At 63.2% G+C, this 26118-nt stretch carries 19 protein-coding genes; 4 read left to right on the top strand and 15 right to left on the bottom strand.

Annotated features, from left to right (window positions below; all coding sequences use genetic code 11):
• Window positions 1-93: 93 nt before the first annotated feature.
• From IPM16_15550 to icd, 4 genes are all read right to left on the bottom strand, one after another.
• Complete coding sequence (locus IPM16_15550) at window positions 94-741, bottom strand: hypothetical protein (protein MBK9124514.1); 648 nt, start codon at window positions 739-741, stop codon at window positions 94-96.
• A gap of 8 nt (window positions 742-749) precedes the next feature.
• Window positions 750-4901 (bottom strand): DUF87 domain-containing protein, encoded by a 4152-nt coding sequence (locus tag IPM16_15545; protein ID MBK9124513.1) that lies wholly within the window; start codon window positions 4899-4901, stop codon window positions 750-752.
• 155 nt (window positions 4902-5056) lie between these two features.
• Window positions 5057-6580, bottom strand: a complete 1524-nt coding sequence (locus IPM16_15540; GenBank protein MBK9124512.1) for a protein kinase — start codon at window positions 6578-6580, stop codon at window positions 5057-5059.
• Window positions 6581-6785: 205 nt separating this feature from the next.
• Window positions 6786-8042 carry an isocitrate dehydrogenase (NADP(+)) gene (gene icd, locus IPM16_15535; protein ID MBK9124511.1) on the bottom strand — a complete coding sequence of 419 codons (1257 nt, stop codon included), beginning with the start codon at window positions 8040-8042 and terminating at the stop codon, window positions 6786-6788.
• 245 nt (window positions 8043-8287) lie between these two features.
• Between icd and IPM16_15530 the strand changes: the two genes are divergently transcribed.
• Window positions 8288-11725, top strand: coding sequence for a WD40 repeat domain-containing protein (locus IPM16_15530; protein ID MBK9124510.1), 3438 nt, complete (start codon window positions 8288-8290; stop codon window positions 11723-11725).
• A 376-nt stretch (window positions 11726-12101) separates the two neighbouring features.
• Here IPM16_15530 and IPM16_15525 read toward each other — a convergent pair whose 3' ends face one another.
• Window positions 12102-12482 (bottom strand): hypothetical protein, encoded by a 381-nt coding sequence (locus tag IPM16_15525; GenBank protein ID MBK9124509.1) that lies wholly within the window; start codon window positions 12480-12482, stop codon window positions 12102-12104.
• Between the two features lie 67 nt (window positions 12483-12549).
• Here IPM16_15525 and IPM16_15520 point away from each other — a divergent pair, with 67 nt between their 5' ends.
• From IPM16_15520 to tpx, 3 genes are all read left to right on the top strand, one after another.
• A complete protein-coding gene (locus tag IPM16_15520) occupies window positions 12550-13023 on the top strand; it encodes a hypothetical protein (protein MBK9124508.1) in 474 nt (157 codons plus the stop codon).
• 113 nt (window positions 13024-13136) lie between these two features.
• Window positions 13137-13817: a hypothetical protein gene (locus IPM16_15515; GenBank protein ID MBK9124507.1), complete on the top strand. Its 681-nt coding sequence runs from the start codon at window positions 13137-13139 to the stop codon at window positions 13815-13817.
• 84 nt (window positions 13818-13901) lie between these two features.
• Window positions 13902-14396, top strand: a complete 495-nt coding sequence (tpx, locus tag IPM16_15510; GenBank protein MBK9124506.1) for a thiol peroxidase — start codon at window positions 13902-13904, stop codon at window positions 14394-14396.
• Window positions 14397-14461: 65 nt separating this feature from the next.
• On the opposite strand, the gene IPM16_15505 is transcribed toward tpx, so the two are convergent.
• From IPM16_15505 to nuoK, 10 genes are all read right to left on the bottom strand, one after another.
• Window positions 14462-15214 (bottom strand): hypothetical protein, encoded by a 753-nt coding sequence (locus IPM16_15505; protein MBK9124505.1) that lies wholly within the window; start codon window positions 15212-15214, stop codon window positions 14462-14464.
• Window positions 15215-15395: 181 nt separating this feature from the next.
• Window positions 15396-16193 carry a F0F1 ATP synthase subunit B gene (gene atpF / locus IPM16_15500; protein ID MBK9124504.1) on the bottom strand — a complete coding sequence of 266 codons (798 nt, stop codon included), beginning with the start codon at window positions 16191-16193 and terminating at the stop codon, window positions 15396-15398.
• Between the two features lie 31 nt (window positions 16194-16224).
• Entirely contained in the window at window positions 16225-16464 is a 240-nt protein-coding gene (gene atpE, locus IPM16_15495; GenBank protein ID MBK9124503.1) for an ATP synthase F0 subunit C, read from the bottom strand.
• A gap of 54 nt (window positions 16465-16518) precedes the next feature.
• The gene (locus tag IPM16_15490; GenBank protein MBK9124502.1) at window positions 16519-18105 is read right to left on the bottom strand and encodes a F0F1 ATP synthase subunit A; all 1587 of its coding nucleotides are present in this window, start codon (window positions 18103-18105) and stop codon (window positions 16519-16521) included.
• A gap of 47 nt (window positions 18106-18152) precedes the next feature.
• Window positions 18153-18440, bottom strand: coding sequence for an AtpZ/AtpI family protein (locus tag IPM16_15485; protein MBK9124501.1), 288 nt, complete (start codon window positions 18438-18440; stop codon window positions 18153-18155).
• A gap of 123 nt (window positions 18441-18563) precedes the next feature.
• Window positions 18564-20054 carry an NADH-quinone oxidoreductase subunit N gene (locus tag IPM16_15480; GenBank protein MBK9124500.1) on the bottom strand — a complete coding sequence of 497 codons (1491 nt, stop codon included), beginning with the start codon at window positions 20052-20054 and terminating at the stop codon, window positions 18564-18566.
• The gene (locus IPM16_15475) at window positions 20055-21773 is read right to left on the bottom strand and encodes an NADH-quinone oxidoreductase subunit M (GenBank protein ID MBK9124499.1); all 1719 of its coding nucleotides are present in this window, start codon (window positions 21771-21773) and stop codon (window positions 20055-20057) included.
• A 13-nt stretch (window positions 21774-21786) separates the two neighbouring features.
• The gene (locus IPM16_15470) at window positions 21787-23394 is read right to left on the bottom strand and encodes an NADH-quinone oxidoreductase subunit M (protein ID MBK9124498.1); all 1608 of its coding nucleotides are present in this window, start codon (window positions 23392-23394) and stop codon (window positions 21787-21789) included.
• 12 nt (window positions 23395-23406) lie between these two features.
• Complete coding sequence (locus IPM16_15465) at window positions 23407-25791, bottom strand: NADH-quinone oxidoreductase subunit L (protein MBK9124497.1); 2385 nt, start codon at window positions 25789-25791, stop codon at window positions 23407-23409.
• A 15-nt stretch (window positions 25792-25806) separates the two neighbouring features.
• Entirely contained in the window at window positions 25807-26115 is a 309-nt protein-coding gene (gene nuoK / locus IPM16_15460; GenBank protein MBK9124496.1) for an NADH-quinone oxidoreductase subunit NuoK, read from the bottom strand.
• Window positions 26116-26118: the final 3 nt, after the last annotated feature.

Genomic DNA, 26118 nt, shown 5'->3' with positions numbered 1-26118 from the left:
TGCTTCAAGCGATCCTCGACGCCCTGCGCATCATTGTGCCCGGCGCCGGCAGCAACCCGGTTTGATATCTTGTCAGACAACTGTATGGGCGGACTATAGCCCTAATTGTCGCCGTGTGTTCGGGTCAGCTACTCTTTCGATCCGAAAATGGTCAAGGTGGCTGTCGTTTGAGAGATGAAAGGCTTCTGCGAAAGTGCGGCCACCCGTTCGAATGGTCGTTTTTATCAAGAATGTCCCATGTGGTATTCGGTAGTTCGGGAGCTCGTAGCGAGGATTGGTGTAACTGGCGTTCACAAACGGAAAGGCATCTTGGCTGCCTTCACGTCGAACCACTACATCGAGACTTGTTTCACTTGCAGGTGGTAAGTCCTCGCTGTTCGTTTCCTTCCAAAGTACTTTGCCGTCAGCACGCTCAATTAACTCGGGCTCCGGGCTTCCGCTCCAACGCGCCGTAACTGAAGACATAAACAGTCTTGTTCCATCGGGGCGGAAAATCTCATGCTGCGCAACGCAGTTCATGGCAGGCTCACTCTGATAGAACCACAGCAGTACTCTGGGCAATGGTCTGTTACAAACAGTGAGTCGCAGCACGCGCATCTCTCTAGCTTGAATGGGAAAGTCGAATGGTTTGCCGACTGCGATCTCAAGCCGAGGGCGGCGCGCCCTTTCAATCCCCAATGCAATCGCTACACCAGCAAACGTTGAAATGATGCCGATTATGAGATCTGTTCCGATTCCCATCGTTTACCTTACTTCGCCGGCAGGACGTCGCGCTGCTTGCTGCTGCCTTCCTTGGCCGGGCCGATGATCCCGCGGTCTTCCATTGCGTCGATCAGACGGGCCGCACGCGCGTAGCCGATGCGCATCTTGCGCTGCAGCAGCGACACCGACGCGCCGTTCTGCCGCCGCACCAGATCGACCGCGCGCTCGTACAACTCGTCGTCCGGCATGTCCTCGCCGGACTCGTCGCCGTCGTCCTCGTCGTCTTCATCGAACAGCGCCTTCTGCGGGAAGATCGGCCCGCTGGACGCCATGCCGCGCCCGGCCGTCGCGCCGAACCCGGACGCCTGCTTCGACTCGTCGTCCTTGTCCGCCGCGGCGAAGGCTTGCAGCGGTGTTTGGGTCGTGCCGTCGCTTTGCGCCTTCCAGTGCTTCACGATCGTCTGGATTTCCTGATCGCTCAGGAACACGCCTTGCAGACGCACCGGCGCGGGCGAGTCGCCGCTGAGGTACAGCATGTCGCCGCGTCCCAGCAGCTTTTCCGCGCCCGGCTGATCGAGGATGACGCGGCTGTCGACGTTGGACGCCACGGCGAACGCGATACGCGCCGGGAAGTTGGCTTTGATCAGGCCGGTGACGACGTCCGCCGACGGGCGCTGCGTGGCGATCACGAGGTGGATGCCGGTCGCGCGCGCCATGGCGGCGATGCGCGTGATGTACCTTTCGGCCTCTTCCGGGGCCAGCATCATCAGGTCGGCCAACTCGTCGATGACCACGATGATGTACGGCATCTGCTCGACTTCGGCCGCGCGGTTGCGGTTGTAGTCGTCAATGTTGCGCGCGCCGGCCACGCTGAACCGCTTGTAGCGGTCGTCCATCTCGCGCGTGACCCACTTGAGCACGCCGATGATGCGCTCGACCTCGACGACGACCGGCGCCACCAGATGCGGGATGCCGTTGTAGGTCGTTAACTCGACGCGCTTGGGGTCCACCATGATGAAGCGCACGACATCCGGCGTATTGCGCAGCAGCAGGCTGCAGATGATGGCGTTGACCATCACCGACTTACCGGAGCCGGTCGTCCCGGCGATCAGCAGATGCGGCATGCTCGACAGATCGGCGGCGACCGGCGTGCCGTCGACCGCCTCGCCGAGCGCGATCGCCAGCGGCGACTTGATGCGCTGGTAGCGGTTCGACTCCATCAGGTCGCGCAGGCTGACCGTCATGGGCGTGTCGTTCGGGACTTCGATGCCGACGTAGCCCTTGCCCGGCACCGGCGCTTCAATACGGATCGACCGTGCGCCGAGGGCGAGCTGCAAGTCTTTGTCGAGCTGGGCGATGGCGCTCACCTTAACGCGGCTCTGGCGGTCGCGCTGGGTGATGTATCCCGGCTCGACGCCGAACTGGGTGATCACCGGGCCGGTGTTGATCTCCACGACCTTGCCGGGCGCTCCGAAGCTCTCGAGCGTCTCGCCGATGATGCGTGCGCGCTCGACCAGCGCCTTGCGGTCGTAGTCGCCTTTCGAGCCGGGAGCCAGCAGCGTGCGGAAATCGACCATCGTGTAACTGCGCTTGGGCCGGTGCGTCTCGATGCTGGGCGGCTTGGGCGTGCTGATCGGCGTGTTGTTCTGCACCGATGGGCCGTACGGGCTGGGCTGGCGCGTGGCCGGCTCAGGTGTAGATTGCGCAGGCTGCGGCGCAGGTTGGATCGGGCGCGCGGCGGGTCCGGGCGGAACAGGCTGCGGCGATGGAGTCGAGCTGGCGTTGGCCGGTGCCGGAGTCTGTGTTGGCTGCTGGTAGGGCGCATAGGCCGGCGACGGGGCCGGCGCGGCGGGATGCTGCAAGGCCGCAGGTTGCATCGAGGGCGGCACGCTAGACGGCGGCGGCGGGGGTGGCGCTGCGGCCGGCGACCCGCCTTCCAGTGCGCCGTTCGTAAAGGTCGATCCCGCCCGGCGGCTGAGGAATCCGCGCGCTCCACCGGTGGGGGCGGTCTCGGCTTCGGAGTCGCTTTGCGTGCCGCGGCTGCCCGAGCCCGGCAGGCGCTTGAGCAAACCGCCGAACGCTCCGCGCGCGCCCGCCGCTGCCGGAACCGAGGCGGCGGCCGCTGTTTCGGCGCTCACCATCTGCCCGCCCACCCGGATCGGCAGATCTTCGAGGGGCAGGGGCTGTTGACGGGCTTCGCCAGCGGGGAGCGCCCCGGCTGTCCCCGGTCTCAGTTCGCCGGCATTGGGCTTAGAGACGGCGATCTGGCGCTGTGCAGCGGCGCGTGCGGCCGCTTCCTGCTGTGCCACGGCGCGACGGGCAGACGCCAACTGCTGCCGGTGCTGCCACGACACGCGGAAACTGCGCGTCAGGCTGACGATAATGACGATCAACTGCGTGGCGGATGTGCGGGTGAACAGCATCAGGCTGACGCCCATCCATCCGGCCAACAGCACGAACCCGCCGATCTCGCCGATGTTCTCGACAAGGAACAGGTGGATGCCGGTTCCGATCACGCCGCCGCCGCGCCCCAAGCCCCACGTGTAGCCATCGACCAACAGCTTCATGGTGGCGAGGTCGCCTTGGAACAGCGGGTCGAGCACGACGATGAACTGGAACAGCGTGAGCAGCGCGACGTAGAAGCTGACCGCGCCGGCCACACGCACCGCGTCGATCTCCGGCGGCGTGTCGCCAAAGCGGGTGACCAACAGGAACGCGCCGATCCCGCCCATCAGGAACGGGACGACGATCGCGCCCCAGCCGAAGACTTGGCCGAGGAATGTGTTGACGGCACCGATCGCCGCGCCTTGATCGCCGGACAGCGACGACAGCAGCAGGATCAACGCGCCGACCATCAGGCCGATGCCGACGAGGTCAAGCTGTGTATCGAGGTTCCAGCCGGCCGTCGTCACTTCCGGGACGCGGTTGCTAGTGCCTTCGCGGCGGGTGCGGCTTTGCGGCTGGGCGTCGGCCTTGCCGCCCCCGCGCAGCCGGCTCGTCAGCGCCTCCCAAAGCCCGCCTTTACCCTCGCCGCGTTCGGCGGCTGCGGCCCGGCTCGGGGGCTGCTGTTGGCGCGCGCCGCTTTGGGCGCTGGGCGGGGCCGAGCGCGAACCGGACATGCTCGCCAGCGGCTGACCGGGGCTTGCATCTCGACCCGGCGGTTTGGCGCCGGGCTTCGCATCTTTGTCGCCGCCGCGCTTGAAAATCCCGCCGATACGGCCGGTCAGCGCGGAGAGTCCGCCCGCGCCTGCGGCTTTGTCACCGCTGGCCGGTTTGCGGTCAGGCTTGTTTGGGGGCGACGCAGAGCGTCCATAGGACGACGAAGACGCGGGTGCGCCGCGCCCGGCGTCTGGCTTTGCGGCCTGCTTGTCGCCGCCGCGGCCAAACCGGTTCGAGACGACGCCGAAAATGCCTTTGCCGCCGCCGTCGTCTTTCTTCTTGTCGGGCGGGCGGTTCTGCTGCGGGCGGCCGGCATCTTTCTTGGCGTCGGGCTTGTCATCCTTGCCGCGGCCGAAGAACCCGCCGATCCCGCGCCCGCCGGACTTGTCGTCGGGCTTTGCCGCCGGCTTGCTGTCTGCGGGCCGGCTGCTGGCCGAGCTGGGTCGGTCGTCGCGCCGGTCGCCGGGCCGCGAGTAAGGCGTGGATTCGCTCGGGCTGCGGTAGGGACTGTTCTCGCCCGTCGAACGTGACGGCGGCGCGCTGCTGGCTGTGTACGAAGGTCGGTCGCTGCCGGGCGAACTCGGGCGGCTGCTGGAAGACGAAAACGTGCCGGTCGAACGGCTGGGTGGCGGGTTGCTGGCGCCGCTGGCGCCAAGCTGGCGGGGACCCGACGAACTTCCATATGGGTTGCTCGACCCGCTCCCAGATCCGCCGCCGCTGCTGAATGGATTGCCCGGCCCGCGACTGCCACTCCCGCTTGTACTTCCGCTGCCACCGCCACCGCTGCCGTAACTGCCCCCGTAACCGGGACGGCTGCCCGAACCGCTGCTCCCGGGCGAGTCGGTACTGCGGAACGGCGAGCCTCGACTGCCGGGTGCGTTCGGCGCGTCCGGCTTGGCACTGTATGGGTTAATCTGGTTGCGTATGCGATCGCGCGGCGACGCGGGGGCATCGTCCTGATCGTCTTCGTCAGGGAAGCCCTCGTAACCGTCGTCCTGATTCACGTCGTCGTCGTAGCGATCGTCGTCAGAGAACGCCATTACTTACTACCCTCTTCCCGCCGCGGGATGCGGTCGGTTTGGCGCCGTGATGCACCGAAAACTAGCATACCACATCGCACCGCACGGAACGAAACTATTTTGGAACGCATGTTCTAATTATAGCAGATAAATCCACTGTTTGGGATATGGCCCGGCTACGCCTTGACTGCGAGGTTGTGCACGTCCTCGATCACGATCAAGCCGCGCTGCAGCGCGCGCAGCGCCGCGGAGTGCCGGTCCTTCGCGCCGAGCTTGTCCATCAGCCGCGCGATCGTCTCGATCACCTCGGTGAGGGGGATTTCGAGGGCTTCGCCGATCTGCTCGTTTTCGAAGCCGGCGGCCACGCGCTGGATGATGCGTGTCTCGGTCTCGTCGAGCGTGCTGGTGCCGCCCACGAGAAATCCGCTGACGACGCGCTCGGCCACGCCGCGGCCCAGCACGAGCTGGCCCTGCATGACGCGGCTGATGCCGTCCAGCAGCTCGGACTCGTCGGCGCTCTTGAGCAGGTAGCCATTGGCCCCGGCCCGCAGCGCGCGGATGATATACGAGTCCTCCTCGCGTCCGGTCAGGATCAGTACCTTGACCTGCGGGGCGTCACGGCGCAGCAGCGGCAGGATTTCCAGCCCGCTGCGGCCGGGCATGTTGATGTCGAGCAGCAGCAGGTCGGGCAGCACGGCCATCGCCTTGTTGAGCGCGGTCTCGCCGTCGCCCGCCTCGGCCACGACGACGAAATTCCCCGACGCCTCCAGCATGCCGGCCAGCGACTGACGCAGCAGCGTATGATCGTCTGCCAGCATCACGCGCAGCGTGCGCGCGCTCTCGCCCGTGGAGGTCGAGGCGGCGGGGCTTGACGCTTGTGCGGCCGGGCCGGGGTGGGTCATGCCGTACATCGCGGCATCAAGAGCGGCGGCCAACTGCGCCGCGGACTGATAGCGGCGGGCGGGCTGTTTTTCGAGCGACTTGAGGATCACTGCTTCGAGCGACCGCGGGAAGTCCGCCACGAACTGCGTGACCGGCGCCGGGGGCTGCATCACCTGCTGGCGCAGCAGCATGCCGATGTCTTCGGACGTGAACGGCAGGCGGCCGGTCGCCATCTCGTACAGCACGATGCCGAGCGAGTAGATGTCGGTGCGTGCGTCGAGCGGCTGACCCTGCGCCTGTTCGGGCGAGAGATAGGCCGGCGTGCCGATCACCATGCCGTGCGCGGTCACGCGCGGGGTGTGCCGGCTGAGCGCGAGGCCCATGTCCATCAGCTTGACTTGGCCGTTGGCCGTGACCTTGATGTTGGCCGGCTTGATGTCGCGGTGGATGAAGCCTTTTTCGTGCGCGTATTGCAGCGCGAGTGCGACCTGCCGTCCCAGCTTGACGATCGTCTCCGGCGAGGACGGGACGTACTTGCTAAGCGGGTCGCCTTCGACGTACTCCAGCACGAGGAATGGGCGCTCGTCGTCGTCCTCCAGCTCGAACATCGCCATGATGTTCGGGTGGCTGAGCTGCGCGGCGGCGTTGGCCTCCTGCATGAAGCGCTTGCGGGTCGTGTCGCGGACGTTCGGCAGCAGCAGCTTAATCGCCACCGTGCGGCCGAGCCGGTCGTCGATGGCTTTATATACCGCCGCCGTCGAACCCTCGCCAATCAATGCTTGAACTGTGTAACGATTACGGAGCTTACGACCTATCATGCTGGTCTGCCGTCCCCCTCCCGCGTAACCTAACAACTATACCATTCACTGTCAGGATGCGCACGCGGTTGGGGTACCTCAACCCCCTAACCCCCTCTCCAACTCGGAGAGGGGGGACTGCAGCGTATGCAGGTTGGGGTGAGATCGTGGGATGCGAACGCGCCGTCAGCCGAACGGCTCAGGCGGCGGGAGTCGCGTGTGCGCGCTAGACGCGATTCATGTTGTCGATGATCGCGTCGGCAAACTTGCTGGTTGCGACCTCGGTCGCGCCCTGCATCTGGCGGGCGAAGTCGTAGGTCACGATCTTCTGATCCAGCGTCAATTCGTACGCCTTGGTGATCATCTCCGACGCCTCGGTCCAGCCGATATGCTCGAGCATCATACAGCCGCTGAAAAGCAGCGAACCCGGGTTGACCTTGTCGAGGTTGGTGTACTTGGGCGCGGTGCCGTGGGTGGCCTCGAACAGCGCGACCTGATCGCCGACGTTGGCCCCCGGCGCGATGCCTACGCCGCCGACCTCGGCCGCGATCGCGTCGCTGAGGTAGTCGCCGTTGAGGTTCGTGGTCGCCAGTACCGAGTGCTCCTTCGGGCGAAGCAGCATGTGCTGGAAGGTGATGTCCGCGATGGTGTCCTGAATCAGGATCTTGCCTTCGGGCACCTTGCCGCCGTGATTCTTGGCGACCTCTTCCCACGCGATCGTCTCGTTGGGGAATTCCTCGCGCGCGACCTCGTAGCCCCACTTCATGAACGCGCCTTCGGTGAACTTCTGGATGTTGCCCTTGTGCACCAGCGTGACGCTCTTGCGGCCGTGCTTGATGGCATACTGGATGGCCGCACGGATGAGGCGCTTGCTGCCGAACGCGCTGACCGGCTTGATGCCGAGGCCGGCGCCTTCGAAGAACTTGGTGACGCCCATCTCTTCGCGCAGGAACTTCGCCAGCTTTTCGTTCTCGGGTGTGCCGGACTCGAACTCGATGCCGGCGTAGATGTCCTCGGTGTTCTCGCGGAAGATCACGACGTCGACGTCTTCCGGATGGCGCAGCGGTGAGGGCACGCCGCGATACCAGCGCACCGGGCGGATGCACTGGTACAGGTCGAGCACCTGCCGCAGCGTGACGTTCAAGCTGCGGAAGCCGCCGCCGACCGGCGTGGTCAACGGGCCTTTGATGCCGACGTAGAACTCGCGCAGCGCGTCGAACGTCTCCTCCGGCATGTAATCGCCGTCGTAGACCGAGGCGGCCTTCTCGCCGCTGTAGATTTCCATCCACGCGACCTTGCGGTTGCCGCCGTAGGCTTTCGCCACCGCCGCATCCCAGATGCGCAGGCTGGCCGTCATGATGTCGTAGCCGATGCCGTCGCCTTCGATGTACATCAGGATCGGGTTGTCGGGGACGTTCATGACGCCGTTGGTGAAGGTGATTTTTTGTCCGGTCTCAGGGACGCGGATCTTGTCGAAGCCCATCGAAAAAACACTCCTAGTCGTTAGTCGTGACGCGAACGCGACGATTATAGCGCAGAGTGTGCCCGCCGCGGATGCCGAGGGTGCGGGCGGGGCGTGGCGGGTGATTCCCGGTGGCGTCGCCAATGCGTCGTCGTCCGTCATCGAGCAGGTGGGAGAGCGGTGCAGTCGCGTAGCGGGTTCGATTGTGATCGCAGAGCCGCTCTTGACGCAAAATAGTCTTAGTACGAGATATTCAAGGAACCATTATGGCACGGGTACTGTGGATAGTGATTGCGTTGTTGCTGTCTGTCGCGCGGCCAATTGCGCAGCCGCCGGGCGTGCCGCCCATCACGCCCGATACCCTGCGGCAGGTCGGGCTCATCCGCACTGTGGCGTCGCCGCTCCCGGGCGAGATTGACTTCGGATGGGCCAGACCCACGATCGGAATTGCGACGAGCCGGGGTGCCGTCATCTACGATACGAACCAGCCCGAAGCGCCGTTGCGCGAGTTGCCGGACGCCGGCCCGGACATCGAGTTCGAGCCTGAAGTCGGTGTGGAGTCGGGGGGCGTGATTTGGGCGGCATCCGAATTCGAATATCAATACGAGTTCCAAGACCGACCGGCGCGGCAGTTTCAGGAAGGCACCGACCGATTCACCCACGTGCGGCTGGAAGGGGACCAGTATGTCGTCTATACGAGGGACAAGGTGATACGCACAGGCATGCCCTATGCGCCGCTCAAGATTGTCTTCTCCAGCGGGTACTACGCTTCGCGGGTCGCCTTCGCATTTCCATCGCCTGAGCATTTCGGGCTTCATTTCCAGCTTTGGGATTTCGAGAACGAGACTCTGCTGGCGGAATTCGATCACTATCTGGAAATCGTACACACGCTCAAATTCTCGGCAGACGAGTCGCTGCTGATCACAGCATCCACAACCAGCGCCATATACGGCGCCTTCTTCGAGTACACGCAGTTCTACGACGCGAAGACTGGCGAGAACGTCACCCCCGGCGGCGAGTGGTTTTCGCTGCCGGCCGTCGACGCCTATGGGCGCTGGGTTGCCGGCACCATGCAGTACAGCAAGCCGATGATCTGGAGCGCAGACAGTGGCTGGGAGCGCCTTCCATGCGCTCGGGATGAGTGGTGGCAGTTCGTATTCATCGACTCGGTACACGGCTCCGCGGACCGCAAGTATCTCTTCGGCCTTGACAGCTCGGGGCAAGGATTTCTGTGGGAAATCGCAGACGGCGATGTGAAGCAGGACTGCATCGAACTTCTAGCGGTCGGGAAAGACGTCTGCTACAGCTCTCAGCCTGCTCGATTCAGCCGCGACGCGCGCTGGCTGTCGGTCACGACTGATGAGACGACGCTGGTCTGGGACCTATCGAAGGATACCCCGTCGCTTCACATGGAAATTCCGGCCAATTGCGGATTTCCCACGTTCAGCATGGACAGTCAGCGCGTGCTGGTGCAAACCGCAAACACGGAGGTCTCGGCGTTAGAACTCGAGTCTGGGCGGGTCATCACGACATTCCCGCGCGGGGCGAAAGTCGATGATGAAGGCTCGCGGTATGCCTACTGGCAGGAGGGTAATGTCGTCGTCGGCTCGTTGATCGACGGGACGACCCTTACGATCCCGGTAATCGAGACCTCGTACGGTCGGTTGGTAGCAGTTGACCGCGACAAAGCCGTAGGGGTATTCGACAGTGATCGCGTGTTCGATCTCGTGACCGGGGAAGAACTCGACGCCGAATTCAGCCGTGAGACGCTCGTTCAATTCCGCGACGTGTGTGGACCCGCCGAAGTAACGCGCGTGACTGTGCGTTACCACACAGGCGATGACTTCTCGTACTATTCCGGGTGTCCAGTCGTAGAAAGCCCGGACGGTCGGTTCACCGCGCTGGTGCGGATTTGGGCGCAATACATCGGTCAAGTCATTTTAGCTGGGCCCGAACCCACTAAAGTGTGGACATGGGAGACAAACTACAGTGGTTCAGATGCCGCAGCTTTCTCGCCAGATGGTAAGTATCTAGCGACTGATCATAACGACAACCCAGTGGCACTCTGGCCCACTGAGTTTGACGGCGATCAGCCCGACTTTCCGATGATACTGCTTCGGTCGAATGTGCTCGGCCCATCCAGTGCGGACTCAATCGCGTTCAGTCTGGACTCGCGCATCGTGGTCGCGGAGGTCAGATCAAATTGGTACAGTCCACCGGATATTTACGTGTGGAACGTTCCAACCGTACCCCCCGGCGCGGACGAGCCGTTGATAGTCGATACCCCGCTGCTGGTCATCGAAGGCACTGAGAGGGCTGTCCTTAGCCCGACCGGCACGCAGGTCGCCATCAAGCGCTGGGGGCTGCCGGAGGTCGAAGTGTGGGACATCGAATCCAACGAAGTGATACTGCGGTTCGCCGGCGAGGGGATCGGCGCGTTCAGCCCGGACGGCTCGGTGTTTGCCTCGACAGACGCGGACGACCTCTACCTGTGGAACGTTCGCCAGCCCGGGCCGATCACCGACCGGACGATTGAGGATGTCGTGCGGAGAGTCAGATCACTGGAATTCAGCAGTGATGGAGCCTATCTGTTCGCGCGGTTTGGCGATGGCGTGTCGACGTTCGGCGTGACCGGCGAGCCTGCGCCCGCGAGCGCGGACAAAGAAACGCCAGCGAACGACGCGCCAGTGATCGATGCATCGAACGCAGCGGAGCTTGCGCTAAACAGTAGCATCCCGCCGCTCGACGACAGGAGGCTGACTGGCATTACGTTCACGCCGGACAGCGCGCGAGTTCTAGTGAGCGGCGGCAAGGCGACCGGTGACCTGTACAGCACCGCGATCAGCGAATGGGATGTCGCCTCCGGTGGCCTGATCCGTGAGATCAGCCATTCGCTTGGGGCGTACGCACTGACTTGGATTCCGGGCACGCAGTTGCTCGCCGTGATGTCCGAAGACTCCGGCGGCGAAGCGTCGTGGCCGGTCGCCTCGATCCTTGATTACCCGACCGGCCAGATTCGCGGGTATGGCACGAACCGCTACTTCATCGGTCAGGAACTGTCTGTCTCCCCGGACGGTGCACGCGTGGTGACGAGCTGGCAGGATTACGACTACGATCGGGCAAACGTGACCATCTGGGGAGTCGATCAGCTTCGAACGAGCGGCGGACTGCTGCCTACGCAGGCCCTGTACGACGCCGAAGCAGTCGATATGTTGGGTGTGGCGGCGTATCACCCTGACGGCCGGCTGATGATCGCGACAAGCTCGGGGCTGGTCGTGCTCAACGAGAATTACGCGCTTGAGCCGATCATGCCGGCCGATTGGCAATGGGCGCATCACATTGCGATTAGCGAGGACGGGGCGATCCTTACGGTGACCGTGGTGCCACCCACCCGTGATCGTGCCAGTACTGCAGACGAAATGCCCGTCCGAATCGATATCGTCCGTATGTCAGATCTTCGGGTGATTTCGATTGTGACCGAGCTGTCAAACTCGGTGAGCACCGCGCTCAACGGCGACGGCAGCTTGCTCGCCGTCGGCGACCATAGCGGGATCGTGGAAGTCTACTCGACCGAGACCGCAGCACGACTCGCGGTATTGAACCATCCGGACCGGGGTGTTGAAGATGTCGCGTTCAGCCCGGATGGAACCACACTGGCCGTGCTCGCAGGCGGCACGGTCTGGTTCTGGCAGGTCGAGGATTGATCGCGGGGACGCGACCCGACTCAGAACCGGCGGCGCATCATCATGCGGCGGGCGACCACGCGGCGTGGGCGTGTCGCCGCAAACAGCAGCGGACGGCGCCATGCACGGCGCATCTGACGGCGAAACACACGGAACGGGCGGAAGATGAACATCTCGAACCTCCTGCACAATGGCGACATCTCATGACTCTATGATCCGCCCAACGTGTTTCGAACGTGTGTTGAGAATGTAAGAAGGGTGTGTTGTCGGGGCGCTGCCCCAAGCCTCGGCAGGAGTTTGCACTCCTGCACCTCGTTACTCGCGGACTGATGCCGCATGCGGCATCAGTCCGCAGAAACGGGAGTCCAGAGGGCGAAAGCCCTTTGGTCGCCTTTCTCTACGCCGCGCCGAAGGCACGCAGTTTCTTGAGGTTGGTCAGTGTGAGGACGCTCGTCCAGTCGCGCTCGGCGACAGCCCACACCTCCGGCAGATAGCCCCAGTTCCAGTTGGGGTGCCATCCGCCGTCCTCGCTCTGCCAGCTCAGCATGAAGTCGAGGTTGGCGGGCAGCACGTGTTCGAACAGGTGCGCAAACGGCGAGGCGGGCGACGACACGATCCCGAGCGGCGGAAGCGTGTAGTTCGGCCAGTTGGCCGGATCGCGCTCGACGGCCTTGTCGACCAGTTCGGTCAGCTTGGGCAGCAGCGCGTCGCGCAGATCGGCGGGTGTGGCCCGGTTCTCGACCAGACGCACGCAGCACATCAGGTCGTGCATCTCCATCGAGTCGGCGCTTTGAACGGTTTTTGCTGACCTGTTCGCGTACGTTTTGGAGTACATCGGCGGGAAAGTGCGTCGGATAGGCGAACAGACAGCCGAGCAGCTCAGCGGTCGGATTGAGCTTGCTCTGCCACAAATCGCCGCCGTACTGCCACCACGGCGCATGCGGCGCGTCGTCGATCTCCGGCGGGATGATCGGGAAGCGCGCTTCGTCGGGGAGGTATACCGTATTCAGGTAAGCGCAGGCTTGAACGACCATCGCGTGATCGGTCGGCATGCCGATCTCCTGCATGTGCTGGAAGGCGACCGACGTCGCGATCACGGACGAGTCCGCGAGGCGTACGTCCGGCTCAAGCCCGTGGCCGAAGCCGCCGTCGAGGTTCTGGTAGCGGGTGAGCGCGGTCACCACGTCGCCGGCATAGCCGCCGCTGAAGTGGTAGGCGTAAAGCGCCTGTTCGAGCGGGCGGCCGTGTGCCGTCAGGTAGGCGCACACCGTTGGCAAAGGAGTCAGCGGCAGTCATGCGATTTCCTCCTGCGAGACTAGAACAAATGTATTATATCCCGAGTCCGGGCGACAGGCAACGCGGCGCGTAGGGGTGGACGGCCCGAGCGGGGCGGGTACAATCGCCACGGACATCCACCCAAGTAGGACACGCCATGCGCCGCCTGATTGCTGCCATCGCACTGACGCTCATGTTGCCGGCCTGCGCCCCGCAGGGCAAGACGGGCGCGGTCACGCTCGTGTCGCCGCCGAACGGCACGGTGATCTACTCCAGCGTCGTGACCGTGGCCGGCGACGCGCAGGGCGTCAACAGCGGCGGGCTGATCGTCACTGTTGCGGTCGCGGACGGGGTGGTACTCACACAGCAAGCCGTGGACGCGCGCGACGGCGGCTTCGAGATTGAACTCGTGCATCCGTACGCTGGGCCGCCCACAGAAGCGACGGTGTCGATCACGGCGGCGGACGCCCCTGACGACCCGCCCTACGCCACGGCGTCGGTCACGCTGGCGTCGATTGAGCATCGACCCGAGGGTACGTATATCGACGTCGCGGTGCCGCAGCCCGGTGACGAGGTCGGCGGCGACGAGATCGGCGTGCAGGGCCGCGCGTCCGGATTGTCCGAGCGCACGTTCTCGGTCGTTCTGGTCGGCGACGACGGCGCCGAAATCGACCGCGCCGAGGTGACGCTGCCGCCGTCGTATCTCGCGGACGAACTGCCGTGGCAGGCGGCGCTCACGCCCGGAGGCGCGACCGGCAGTGTGCTGGTGCAGATTATCACCGCACAGGGTGACGTGCTACATACGATCCCGGTTATCCTCAGCGGCGCGGCCGGCTGAACCCTAAGCCGAGCCTTAGCTTTCGCCGCTATACTGCCGGGCTAATCCATCTGAATGTGTGAGGTGTTTATGTCCCGTCCCGGCATGAAGGTCGGCAGCATGGAACTCGAAGTGCGCAACGCGATGTTGGAGGTCGGCGCTCCCGCGCCGGGTTGGTCTCTGTCGACGCCGCGCAATCAGGCGCGCACGTCGGCCGAGTATGCCGGCAAGGTTAAAGTGATCTCGTGCGTGCCGTCGATCGATACGCGGGTATGCAGCGCGCAGACACGCCGGTTCAACGTCGAGGCCGCCGGCCTGTCGGACGATATCGTCGTGCTGACCGTCAGCGCCGACCTGCCGTACGCGCTTGGCCGCTACTGCGCGACTGAGGGTATCGACAAGACCGAGACGCTGTCGTGCCATCTCGACATGGGGTTTGCCGACGCGTATGGCGTACACGTCGTGCCGTGGCGCATCTGCCAACGCGCCGTGTTCGTGGTCGACAAGGAAGACGTGCTGCGCTATGCGCAGTATATGCCGGCTATGGGCGACGAGGTCGACTTTACCGCCGCGCTGGATGCCGCGCGCGCGTTGGCTTAGGGCAATGGGCTTGAATCAGAACGGCCGCCGAATTGCTCGACGGCCGTCTTGAATGAGGCGTCCTTTTACGGGTAAATCGGGAGCTGCCACTTCGGGTGAGCCTTCGGCTGTGCCTCCGAAGGATCGACCTCTTCGATTTGTGCCCGGCGGCGCTCGGCACGCTCCTTGATCCCTTGCAACATCTTGGTTTCCATCACGAAGTCGATCGGCTCGATCAACATCGGCCCGAAGGCGAGACGGTTACGCGTAGAGTCGGGGGTGTAGAACATCCGCCAGCGAGTAATCAAGCGCGTGGTGCCAGGGTTGGACGGCTCGAGCTGGAACAACCACGTCACGCCGATGGTGCTATCGAGCTTGGCATCATACGCGGGACGATTTCCGAGCAGCAGTGTGGTCGGCGCCGTGACCTGCAGCGCCTTGAACACCGGCATTGCGTCGCTCGGATGCATGCGGATTTCGTCACCGACGGCTAGATTCTGCAGCTCGGGGACGATTTCGTCTGCGTTGGTAATCTTGCAACCGAACAGGTTTTCAAGCGTCTCGTAGCTGTAGAATCCGCCGCGCCCCTGCCCGATTTGCACGATCCACGGCCAGACCTGATCCGGTGGTGCGTTGATGTCGATGGCATGGGTTGATGACCACCGGACCTCGGGCAGTACGTCGTCGCCGGGAAGGGCGCGGCGAAGTTCTTCATGGGTGGCACCCCACTGGGTGCGGTACGAGCGCCGGAACGGATTTAGAAGCGCGAATGCGCCGCGTACAACACCCTCGGCGGTGTCGGTCACGGGACGGTTGGGCAGTGCGGATTGCATCGTCATGGCGAGATGTCCTGTCGTTCTACACCTATAGTACGCACGAAACGCGGTAGATTTCAGGCGACGAATGTCAGGGTGTCACCTGACAACATTCACATCGTTGTCGACATCCCGGAACAAAGAAAACCGCCCGACGCGTGGCGTCCGGGCGGTCTTAAGGGCTTGGAGCGAGTGGTTTAGAGCGTTAGTTCAGGCGTGACGCCAGTACGTTCAGGTTGTTCTTGACCGAACCGTCGATGACACGGCCACCGGCCTTGATCACCAGACCGCCGAGGATCGTCGGGTCGACCGAGTAGGTGATCTCCGACGCGCCGAGCGCCTTCTTGACGCTGTCCTTCTCGGCATCCTCGAGGGGCATTGCGCTGGTGACTTCGACAGCGCCCTTGAGGCCTTTGGCCTCGGCCGGGACGCTGCTGAGGAACTCGCTGACCAGCTTCTTCTGACGCTTCTCGTCGAGCGTCTCGCCGATCAGGCGCTGGCTGATGGCGACGGCAATCGACGTCACCTGACCGCGCAGGCCGGCAAGTTCGGTGTCGCGGGCTGCCGTAGCGGCGGCGCGGGCATCGGCCAGGATCTTCTCGGCTTCCTTGCGGGCTTCGGCCTCGACTTGCTTGGCCACTTCGTCAGCGCGGCCCTGACCTTCAGCGATCTTCAGCTGAACTTCCTTCTGCGCCTGCGACAGAATCTTCTCCGCTTCGGCTTCCGCGTTCTTGCGTGCGTTGGCGGCGGCGGCGGCATCTTCGATGCCCTTCTTGATCTTGGCGCTGCGCGCGTCAAGATGGTTCATGATCGGGCGCCACAGCAGGGCGGTTAGCAGCACGAAGATCAGACCGAAGTTGACCCACTGCGCCAGCAGGAAGCCGCCGTTGATACCGAGTGCGCCGAGCGGATCGCCACCTTCTTCGGCGGCAAACGCAGGCGTGACCGCAAGCGCCAACAGCGCCATCGCGACCAGCAGCATCAGTGTCTTATGTTGTCTCATATCGACCCTCCTCTAGGCTCGAAGTCGTCGATTAGAGCACGAACAGCACGATAAGCGCGACCACCAAGCAGTAAATGGCGACGGCTTCGGCGAACACGATACCGAGAATCATGTTGGTCTGAACCTGGCCGGCCGCGTCCGGGTTGCGGCCGATTGCTTGCAGCGCGCCGTTCACCAGCACACCGATGCCGACACCCGGGCCCAACGCACCGATCATGGCGAGCCCTGCGCCTACGGCCTTCAGCCCATCAGCGATGTTACCTTCAATCATGACGTTTGCTCCTTGTCCTCTGGACAGCTTCTAGAGTGTGATTACCAACGTGACTTAGTGATGGGCCTCGGCAGCAGCGTGGTCATCATGCTCATCGCCATGATGTCCTTCCATCGCCTGCACAGAGAACACCAGAGTGAGAACCGAGAACACCAGCGCCTGCACCGCACCGATGATGATCTCGAGGCCGTAGATAACGCCCGGGACCAACAGCGCGACGAGGAACGAGATCGCCATGAGCGCCACGCCGCCGGCAAATAGGTTGCCGAAAAGACGGAAGGCGAGAGAGACGATCTTGCCGATTTCCGAAATGATTTCGATCAGGCCGACGAGGAAGTCGATCGCGCCCATCGGCTTCTTGTTCAAGTTGCCAAGCGCCGTGACGTTGATGAACTTCTCGAAGTAGGCCGGGCCTTGCGAGATGACACCGTAAACCTGCACCAGCACAACCGCCAGTACCGCCAGCGCGATCGTCAGGCTGAGGTCGGTGGCCGGGCCGCGGACAAACGGCGTGATGTGGAAGACGAACGGGATGGCGCCGCGCTCAAGCTGCTCGGGCGTCAAAGCCAGCGTCGCGCCCGGGTAATGCAGCTGCGACAACGCAAGGTTGCGCTCGGTTTCGAGGTCGGCAAGCTGCGCTTCGAGTTCAGCCAGTGTCACGGCCGGTGTTTCGGGCAGCGGGGCTGCTTCACCCTCTGCAGCCGCTTCGCCTTCACCGTCGGTCGCTGCCGTCTCGCTGTGATCGTCTTCGGCCGCGCCATGATCGTCCGCCGATTCGCTGCTGCCAGCTTCGGCAGCACGAGCTTCCTCGACCTGCGCTTCAAGCGCAACAATCTGCGGCTCGATGCCTTCGAGCTGTTCGGCGCTCGCGATCCGCATCTCGACGAACTCGATCTGATGCTCGATCTCGGTCGCCGCTTCGGCGTCCGCAGTCGCCAGTTGGGATTCGAGGGTGGCCTTCTCGGCCTCAAGTTCCTCGATCACGGCGCCAACTTCGGCATCCGGCGCAATCACGAGCCGTTCGTAGGCCTTCTCGTCGAAGTATTCGACGCAGGCGTGTTCCATAGCCTCGGTCTGCTCGGTGCCGCTGTCGAGCGCTGCGTCAACGTACAACAGCCAGCTCGTGTCAGACATCGTGCCCGGCACAATCGGGTAGCCGTTGAAGCCGACGTGGGCGCAGTGCATCTTGCCCACCGTCTCGACACCGGGGAACAGCTTCAGCATGTTGCCGGCCAGCAGGAACAGGAAGATCGTCGCTACCAGCGGCCAAAGCATCGGGGCGGTGCGCAAACGCTCTCCACCAATGCCACTCAAGAAACCGTAAAAGCCTTCGACGATGGTTTCGGCGAAGGACTGGAACCGTCCGGGGATTTCTTTCGTCCAACCGCGCGATGCGCGCCATGCCAGCAGCGCAAACACGATCACCAAGATGTCGGCCAGAACTGTGCCGATGATGGTGTTGGTCAGGTCGATCCCAAATAATCCGCCCGGGGTCACGACTTCACCGGGGACGGCGATGACGGGAAGCGCCATGCCGATGCCCGCGGAAGGCATGACCACAAACGGGACGATTCCGCAGAATACAATCCCTACCACCACGAGGATGGCAAAGATGATGCAGCCGCGTCCTCTTGCGCTCATCGCCACTCCCCTCTGTAAGTTACCCGCGCTAACGCACTCACAACAGCTCACTCCTCCTTACTCGATGGGGCGGGCGTCGGCAGTATTGTCGCCGCGCGCCGTACGGTTCTGAACGCCAGCTTGAGCATCAGAGTCAGGCTGAGCGGAATGCTCAGGATGACCAAGCCCAGCGTGCACAGCCCGCGCCGCCCGATCAATGAATCAAGCCACAGCCCTAAAGCAACTGCCAGAAGGACGATAACGACAGTAACGCACCCGGCCTGCCCTGCGGCCAGTGCGACCCCGACGTTCAGGAGACGCGGCTTCGGCGGGGGCGGGGTATGCTGCTGTGTCATCGGCTCTTCCGGCCACAAACGTTGTGTAGTTTATCACAATCAAAAATCGATTGCTATGACGGACGATCTGTTCAATGCGGCCCCCTCATCCGGTACTTCAGATGAGGGGGCCGAGGAAACCCGCTAGAGCAGTGCGCTGGCGCTCGTGAGCGCCCAGTTGAAGACGATCTGGGTGCCGATCGTCCCGAGCAGCACCACGGCAACTGTGGCGCCGCCCATCGCCCACGCCGCAACCGGCGCGACGGGGATGGCTTTGTCCTCGTCGGCGCTGCGGTCGACGTACATAACCTTGATGACGACCAAGTAGTAGACGAGGCCGATGATCGCGTTCACCACGCCGACGATCGCCAGCCATGTCAGGTTGGCTTCGACGGCAGCGTTGAACAGGAAGAACTTGCCGAAGAACCCGGCCGCGGGCGGAATGCCGCCCAGCGACAGGAAGCCGACCGTCATCGCCAGCGCCATCCACGGATTGCGCCGGTTCAAACCGGCCATGTCCTTGATGTCGTCACTGCCGGTCGCTTCGCTGAACACGATGATGACGCCGAACGCCACCATGTTGGTGAACAGGTACATCAGCATGTAGAACGTGACCGACGCGACGCTCTGGGCCGTGCCGGCATGCAGCGCCGCCACACCGATCAGCGTGTAGCCCGCCTGCGCGATGCTCGAATACGCCAGCAGACGCTTGATATTCTTCTGCGACAGCGCCAGCACATTACCGACCGTCATCGTGAGCGCTGCGGTGACAGCCGCCAAGTTGACCCAGAAGTTCTGGATTTCGACGCCGCCGATGACCATCGAATGCGGGAACACCGCAAGGAAGAAGCGCATCAGCAGCGCGAAGCTTGCCGCCTTGCTGGCCACGCTGACGAACGCGGTGACCGGCGTCGGCGCGCCCTCGTAGACGTCCGGCGTCCAGAAGTGGAACGGCACCGCGCTGATCTTGAAGCCGAAACCGACCACGATCAGGACGAGTGTCGCCAGAACCGGCGCGGCATTGGCCCCGAATTCTGGGCTGCCGAGGTACTCGGCGATAGCGTACAAGTTGGTTTGGCCGGTGAAGCCGTACAGCAGGCTGAACCCGTACAGCATGATCGCCGACGCGAACGAGCCGAACAGGAAGTACTTCACGCCGGCCTCAGCGCTGCGCTTGTCGCGGCGGCTGAACGAGGCGAGGATGTAGAGCGGGATCGAGAGCGTTTCGAGGGCGACGAAGACCATGATCAGGTCGGCCGAGGCCGCCATCAAACAGGCGCCCAACGTGCTGACAACGACGATCAGATAAAACTCGCCCTTGCGGCCCATTTCGTGCGTTTCGACGGTCAGCAGCGATACGATGCCGCCGGCCAGCAGCGCGATCACTTTGAAGATTTGCGAAAGCGCGTCGTGGCGCACCATGCCGCCCCAATAGGTGGCGGTAGCGTCGGTTGGCGCCCAGATGAACGGCGTAATCGCCAGCGCGATCATGCCCAGCCCGGCCACCATGCCGATCACCTTGCGGTTCTCGCCGTGCAGGCGCAGGTCAAGCAGCAGCACCAGCAGGGCCAATACCGTCAGCCCGACTTCCGGCACGACGGCCGGGAGATGCGTCAAAAAGTCGAACGGCAGCATTTAGAACCCCCCTCCGAGCAGCGCAACCACCGGGCGAACGCCAGCTTCGACCATTGGCGCAATAACCGCCGGGTATAGGCCGATGATCAGCAGCGGTACCCCCAGCAGCAGCAGGATGATCCGGTCGGTGACGAAGATATCCGCGACTTCGGGATACTTGTCTTGCCGGAACTCTCCGAAGAACACCTGACTAACCACCCTGAGCACATAGGCTGCCGTGATCACGATGCCAAGCACCGCAATGAGCGCGATGATCGGGTAGTAATTGGTCACTTGCAGGCTGCCGAGGTTCAGCGAGACGTTGGTCGCCTCGAACAAGCCCATGAAGATCGGATACTCGGCGACGAACCCACTGAAGCCCGGCATACCCATGCTGGTCAAACCGCCGATGATGAAGGCGAAGCCGACCCACGGCATCTGCTTGATCATGCCGCCGAGGCTGGGGATGTCGCGAGTGTGGGCGCGGTCGTACACCATGCCGACACAGCCGAAGAAGAGGGCCGTCATCGCGCCGTGGCTGAACATCTGAATGCCCGCGCCGTGCATGCCGGTCACGTTCATCGTAGCGAAGCCCATGCTCACCAAACCCATGTGCGACACCGAGCTAAACCCGATAACGTACTTGAAGTCGCGTTGTCGGAACGCGATGAACGCGCCCAGCACCACGTTGATGAGCGTGAGTATCACGATCCATGGCAGGTGAGTCTGAGCGCCCTCCGGCATCAATTGCACGCTGGCGCGCAGAGCCGCGTATGCGCCGACCTTCATCAGCACGCCGGCGTGGATCATCGAAACGGCGGTCGGGGCGGCCACGTGACCATCCGGCGACCAGTTGTGGAACGGGAACACGCCGGCCAGAACGCCGAAGCCGATGAAGATGAACGGGAACCACAGCTTGGCGAACGTCATGGTTTCGATACCGAGGAAGCCCGGGATATCGAATGCGCCGTTTTCGGCCGCCAGCGTGAGCGAGACCATATTGAAGTTGAACGTCGGCGTGCTTTCAGCGAGCAGGCCGGCCTGCTTGGCCGCCTCGAACACCCCCGCGCCTTCAGCAGCGAAGTAGTTCGAAGCCGTGAGCACCATCGCGATCACGCCGACCAGCGCGACCACCGAGCCGATCAGGATGTAGAGCGTGAGCTTCATCGCAGCGTATTCGCGCAGCTTGACCCAGCCCCAGCCCGCGATCAGCAGGTACATCGGGAAGATCGCCAGCTCGTAGAAGAAGAACAGCACGAACAGGTCTACGGCGATGAACACGCCGTAGACGCCGGCCACCAGCAGCATGAAGAACGCCATGAACTCGCGGATGCGGTCTTGGATGCGCCAGCTAATCAGCACGCCGGCCACCGCGACCATGCCGGTCAACAGCACCATGGGCGCGCTGAGGCCGTCAACGGCGAGGTGGTAGCTGATACCGAGGCTTTCAATCCACGTGGCGTGTTCGACAAAGGCCAGCCCGTCGACGAACATTTGCGTGCCCATCATCGAGCCGCCCGCTTGCAGCAGCAACTCCTGATTGTCCATCACCTGCTGCACCTGACTGTTGTAGGTGAAGTAGACGAGGAACGAGAGCGCCAGCACGATCGTGGCCGCGCTGATGGCCACGCCGCGCACGAGATCGCGCTGTTTGGCGTCGATGAACAGGATCACCACGCCGGCGATGATCGGCACCCAGATGATGGCGCTCAGGACTGGAAACGAGAACCCTTCAAGCATGTTCACTTTACCCCTAACTCAGCGCGCTCAGGATGCGGGTCACCGAGTCATTGATCACCGGCAGGATCCAATTCGGGACGATACCGGTAAACAACATCAGCACCATGAGGGGAGCGATCGCCACAAACTCGCGCCGCTCGATCTCAAGGTGATAGTCGCGCCAGTGTAGGTTGAACGGACCGTGCAGCACCGCGCGGATGCCCTTCAGAATGTACGAACCGGTGAACAGCAAGCCGATCATCGAGATGGCCGTCAGCGCCGTGAACACCGGCCACGAGCCGCGCACCACGAGGAACTCGCTGACGAAGCCGTTTAATCCCGGCAGACCAAGGCTGGCCATGCTGGTGAAGATGAACACCGCGCCATACACCGGCGCTTTCACCCACAGACCTCCGTATTCGCGCAGGTCGCGGGTGTGTGTCTTGTGATAGATCGCGCCGGCCAAAAGGAACATGCCGGCACTGCTCAGGCCGTGGTTGAACATCTGCAGCACGGCGCCGTTTCCGGCGATGATCGCGTCCTGCATCATGCCGCCGTCGCTGCCGGTCACGACCATCCGGCCGTATACTGCGGCATACACCGCGATCCCCAGCGCGACAAAACCCATGTGGTTCACCGAACTGTACGCAACGAGCCGTTTGATGTCGTTCTGCCCGAACGCAGCGAACGCCCCCAGTACCACGCCGAGCATGGCGAGGAAGGCGAAGATGCCGGCCCAGTCGACGGTGAATGCACCGAGGATGTTGACCTCGGCGACCCAGATATCCGGGAACAGCGGGATGACCAAACGGATGAACCCGTACGCGCCGAGCTTCAGCATGACGCCGGCCAGCAGCATCGAACCGGCGGTCGGGGCCTCGGAGTGCGCGTCGGGAAGCCACGTGTGGAACGGCCACACCGGCACCTTGATACAGAACGCGATGAAGAAGCCGATGAACGCCAGTGTCTTGACCGTTTGGATGTCGGCGCCGAGGAACACGCCGCCTTCCGGGTTGAAGCCGGGCCATCCGGTCGCCGGATTGGCCAGTGCTTCGATGTTGAACGTGCCGGCCGTCAAGCCGATGAGCTGGGTTGCCAGCAGCATGCCGAGCGTGCCGCCGACCGAGTAGATGAAGAACTTGGTCGACGCGTACTGCCGGTTGGCGCCGCCCCATTCCTTGATCAGGAAGTAGATCGGGACGAGGCTGACTTCGTAGAACAGGAAGAAGATCATCATGTCCTGCGCCACGAACACGCCCATCAGGCCGGTCTCGAAGAACAGGATCAGCGCCAGGTGCGCCTTGAATCGATCCTCGATCTCCCAGCTGATCAGCACCGCGAGCGGGACGAGGATGCCGGTCAACAGCACCATGGCGATGCTGATGCCGTCGACGCCGAGCGTCCAGCGCGCGTTGATCGGCGGGAACCACTGCCCGTCGGTGACAAACTGATACCCGGCCAAGTCGCGGTCGTAGGCGAAGAACACGATCGCCGCCAACAGCGCGATGCCGAGCGACACGATCAGTGACGCCCAGCGCACGATCGTCTTGTTGTTGGGCAAGCCCAGCACCAGCAGACCGCCCAACGCCGGGGCGAAGATCAGCACGGTGAGGGGGTTAATCCCGAAAACGTCGAGTTGCATGCTCCATCCCCTCTAGTTGGCGGCGGTGCCAGCCGACACCACGAAGATCAGGCCGATGATGACGGCGGCCGCGGCGACCAGCAGCAGATACTGCTGCACGCGCCCGGTCTGAATACGGCGGACTTGCAGGCCCGTCCAGCCGATCAGGCGGGGGATGCCATCGCCGAAGCCGTCAATGAGCCACAGGTTCAGCATCTTGAGCAGGTCGCCTATCCAGCGGAACACGAAGCCGATCGTGTGCAGCGTGCCGTCGATGATGCCGCGATCGACGAACTCGCTCACCGCGCGGGCGACCGCCTGCGACGGCTTGATGAAGATCGTCTCGTACAGCTCGTCGAAGAAGTACTTGTTCTTCAACACGTTGTGCACCGGACCGAGCATCTTGATCAGCGGGTCTTCCTCACCCGCCTTCAGCGGCTTGCGCCCGTACATCAGGTAGCCCAGCCCCAGACCGCCCAGAGCGACGAGGAACGACACAGCCACCGGGAACCAGTTGAACGCCGGTGCGTCCGCTTGGATGGCCGGCGGCAACGTTTCGTTGACGAAGTACTTGAAGTTGTTGTGCTCCGGCGAGAAGATCGCGCCGAAGATCGGGAAGTCGGGCGGGACGCCGACAAACCCGGCGATGATGGCGAACACGGCGAGGATGATCAGCGGGAGCTGCATCGTGATCGACACGACGTTGCTCGGGCCACCCAGTCCCGCGTGCTTGGCTTCTTCCGTGCGCGGCTCGCCGAGGAACGTCAGGCACAGTTGCCGCGCCGTGTAGAACGCGGTGAGGAACGCGGCTGTCGCCAGCATGAGGAACACGAACGCGTGCGGGCCGAAGCCTTCGGTCGTGCCCAGCCATGCGTCGGCGAGGATTTCGTCCTTCGACCAGAAGCCAGCAGTCAGCAGCGGGAAGCCCGCCAGCGACAAGCCGCCGATCACGAACGTGTAGAACGTGACCGGGATGCGCTTGGCCAGCCCACCCATGTTCATCATGTCCTGCGGGTCGAAGTGCGGCGCGCTGTGCGCCTCGTCGTGATGTTCCTCGTGATGCTCGGCGTGGTCGTCGTGATGTGCCTCGGCCGCGTGGCCGTGGGCATGTTCGTCCTCGTCCTCGTCGTCATGGTGTCCATGCGCGTGCTCATGGACATGATGTTCGCCGTGCTCCATCGCGTGGATGACCGAGCCGGACGCCATGAACAACAATGCCTTGAAGAACGCGTGCGTGATTAGGTGGAAGGCCGCGGCGATAAAGGCACCGATGCCGAGCGCGGCCATCATGAAGCCGAGCTGCGAAATCGTTGAATAGGCCAGTACCTTCTTGACGTCGTTTTGGGCAACGGCAATCGTTGCGGAGAACAACGCGGTGAAGCCGCCGACAATCGCCATCAGCAGCAGCGGCGAGTTGAATTCGCCCGCGTGCGGGTGACCGCCGGCCTCGAGCAGCGGGTACATGCGCAGGATCGCGTACACGCCTGCGCTGACCATTGCGGCCGCATGGATCATCGCGCTGACCGGGGTCGGGCCTTCCATCGCGTCCGGAAGCCAGACGTGCAGCGGGAACTGTGCCGATTTGCCGATCGTGCCGATGATCAGGAAGACGCCGATCAAACCGGCCGCGCTCATGCCGCCGATCAGGATCGCCGGAGTGTTGGCGAGTGTCTCCAGCACTTCGGTGTTGTACAGGATTTCGCGGAAGCTGAGCGTGCCAGTGACGGAGTAGAGATAGGCAATACCCAGCAGCATGATGACGTCGGCGACGCGGGTGGTCGTGAACGCCTTAATCGCGGCCTTGTACGCGCTTTCCTTCTCGAACCAGAAGCCGATCAGGAGGTACGAGCACAAGCCCATGATTTCCCAGCCAACGAACAGCAGCAGCAGGTTGTCGGCGACGACCAGCGTCAACATGGCGCCGGCAAACAGCGAGATGAGGGCAAAGAAGCGGGCTTGGCGCGGGTCGTGGGCCATATAGCCGATGCTGTAGATGAAGATGCACAGCACGGCGATCGGTACCATGACCAGCATGATCGTGGTCAGTGGGTCGACCATCACACCCATATTGAAATTGGCGATGCCGACCGACAGCCACTCGACGGCGCTGCCGAAGATCTGCTCGCCGAACACGAAGTCGACCTGCGAGACGCGCAGCACGACCGCGAGCGCAATCAGGAACGCGGCGATCGAGCCGCTCATGCCGACGACGATACTCAGCACTCGGCTCGCTGGCGCCACAACCGGCACGGACATGCCGTTGTAATCCGGGTGATGCCCGCCGTATTCGTGCCGGTCGGTAGCCGGCACCCAACGGCTGCGGTTGGTGGCCAGCACGATAATCAGGAACCCAAGCAGCGGCCCGACCGGGATCAGCCACGGCAGGAAGTTCGGGTCGTTCAAGAAGTCAGCAATCATAACGTCCGATACCCTCTACCAGCGCAGCAGGTCGACATCTTCGACCACCACCGAGCGGCGGCTGCGGTAAACCGCAATGATAATCGCCAAGCCCACGGCAGCTTCCGCGGCGGCGATCACGAGCACGAAGGCGGCGAACGCCTGCCCGCTCATATTCTCCGGCGCTTGATAGCGCCAGAAGCCAACCAGATTGAGGTTGACGGCATTCAACATCAGCTCGACGCCCATCAGGATCGCGATGGCGTTCTTCCGCGAAAGCACCGTGTAGGTGCCGATGCAGAACAGCGCGGCGCCGACGGCCAGATACATCCAAAGCGGGACCATGCT

The organism is Candidatus Flexicrinis affinis, assembly GCA_016716525.1.
GTDB classification, from domain to species: domain Bacteria; phylum Chloroflexota; class Anaerolineae; order Aggregatilineales; family Phototrophicaceae; genus Flexicrinis; species Flexicrinis affinis.
This window is presented reverse-complemented; position numbering and strand designations above follow the sequence as displayed.

Bases quoted from the DNA above. Each gene is read 5' to 3' on its own strand.
- IPM16_15550 (MBK9124514.1), bottom strand. From the start codon at position 741: ATGGGAATCGGAACAGATCTCATAATCGGCATCATTTCAACGTTTGCT.
- IPM16_15545 (MBK9124513.1), bottom strand. From the start codon at position 4,901: ATGGCGTTCTCTGACGACGATCGCTACGACGACGACGTGAATCAGGAC.
- IPM16_15540 (MBK9124512.1), bottom strand. From the start codon at position 6,580: ATGATAGGTCGTAAGCTCCGTAATCGTTACACAGTTCAAGCATTGATT.
- icd (MBK9124511.1), bottom strand. From the start codon at position 8,042: ATGGGCTTCGACAAGATCCGCGTCCCTGAGACCGGACAAAAAATCACC.
- IPM16_15530 (MBK9124510.1), top strand. From the start codon at position 8,288: ATGGCACGGGTACTGTGGATAGTGATTGCGTTGTTGCTGTCTGTCGCG.
- IPM16_15525 (MBK9124509.1), bottom strand. From the start codon at position 12,482: ATGGAGATGCACGACCTGATGTGCTGCGTGCGTCTGGTCGAGAACCGG.
- IPM16_15515 (MBK9124507.1), top strand. From the start codon at position 13,137: ATGCGCCGCCTGATTGCTGCCATCGCACTGACGCTCATGTTGCCGGCC.
- tpx (MBK9124506.1), top strand. From the start codon at position 13,902: ATGAAGGTCGGCAGCATGGAACTCGAAGTGCGCAACGCGATGTTGGAG.
- IPM16_15505 (MBK9124505.1), bottom strand. From the start codon at position 15,214: ATGACGATGCAATCCGCACTGCCCAACCGTCCCGTGACCGACACCGCC.
- atpF (MBK9124504.1), bottom strand. From the start codon at position 16,193: ATGAGACAACATAAGACACTGATGCTGCTGGTCGCGATGGCGCTGTTG.
- atpE (MBK9124503.1), bottom strand. From the start codon at position 16,464: ATGATTGAAGGTAACATCGCTGATGGGCTGAAGGCCGTAGGCGCAGGG.
- IPM16_15490 (MBK9124502.1), bottom strand. From the start codon at position 18,105: ATGAGCGCAAGAGGACGCGGCTGCATCATCTTTGCCATCCTCGTGGTG.
- IPM16_15485 (MBK9124501.1), bottom strand. From the start codon at position 18,440: ATGACACAGCAGCATACCCCGCCCCCGCCGAAGCCGCGTCTCCTGAAC.
- IPM16_15480 (MBK9124500.1), bottom strand. From the start codon at position 20,054: ATGCTGCCGTTCGACTTTTTGACGCATCTCCCGGCCGTCGTGCCGGAA.
- IPM16_15475 (MBK9124499.1), bottom strand. From the start codon at position 21,773: ATGCTTGAAGGGTTCTCGTTTCCAGTCCTGAGCGCCATCATCTGGGTG.
- IPM16_15470 (MBK9124498.1), bottom strand. From the start codon at position 23,394: ATGCAACTCGACGTTTTCGGGATTAACCCCCTCACCGTGCTGATCTTC.
- IPM16_15465 (MBK9124497.1), bottom strand. From the start codon at position 25,791: ATGATTGCTGACTTCTTGAACGACCCGAACTTCCTGCCGTGGCTGATC.
- nuoK (MBK9124496.1), bottom strand. From the start codon at position 26,115: ATGGTCCCGCTTTGGATGTATCTGGCCGTCGGCGCCGCGCTGTTCTGC.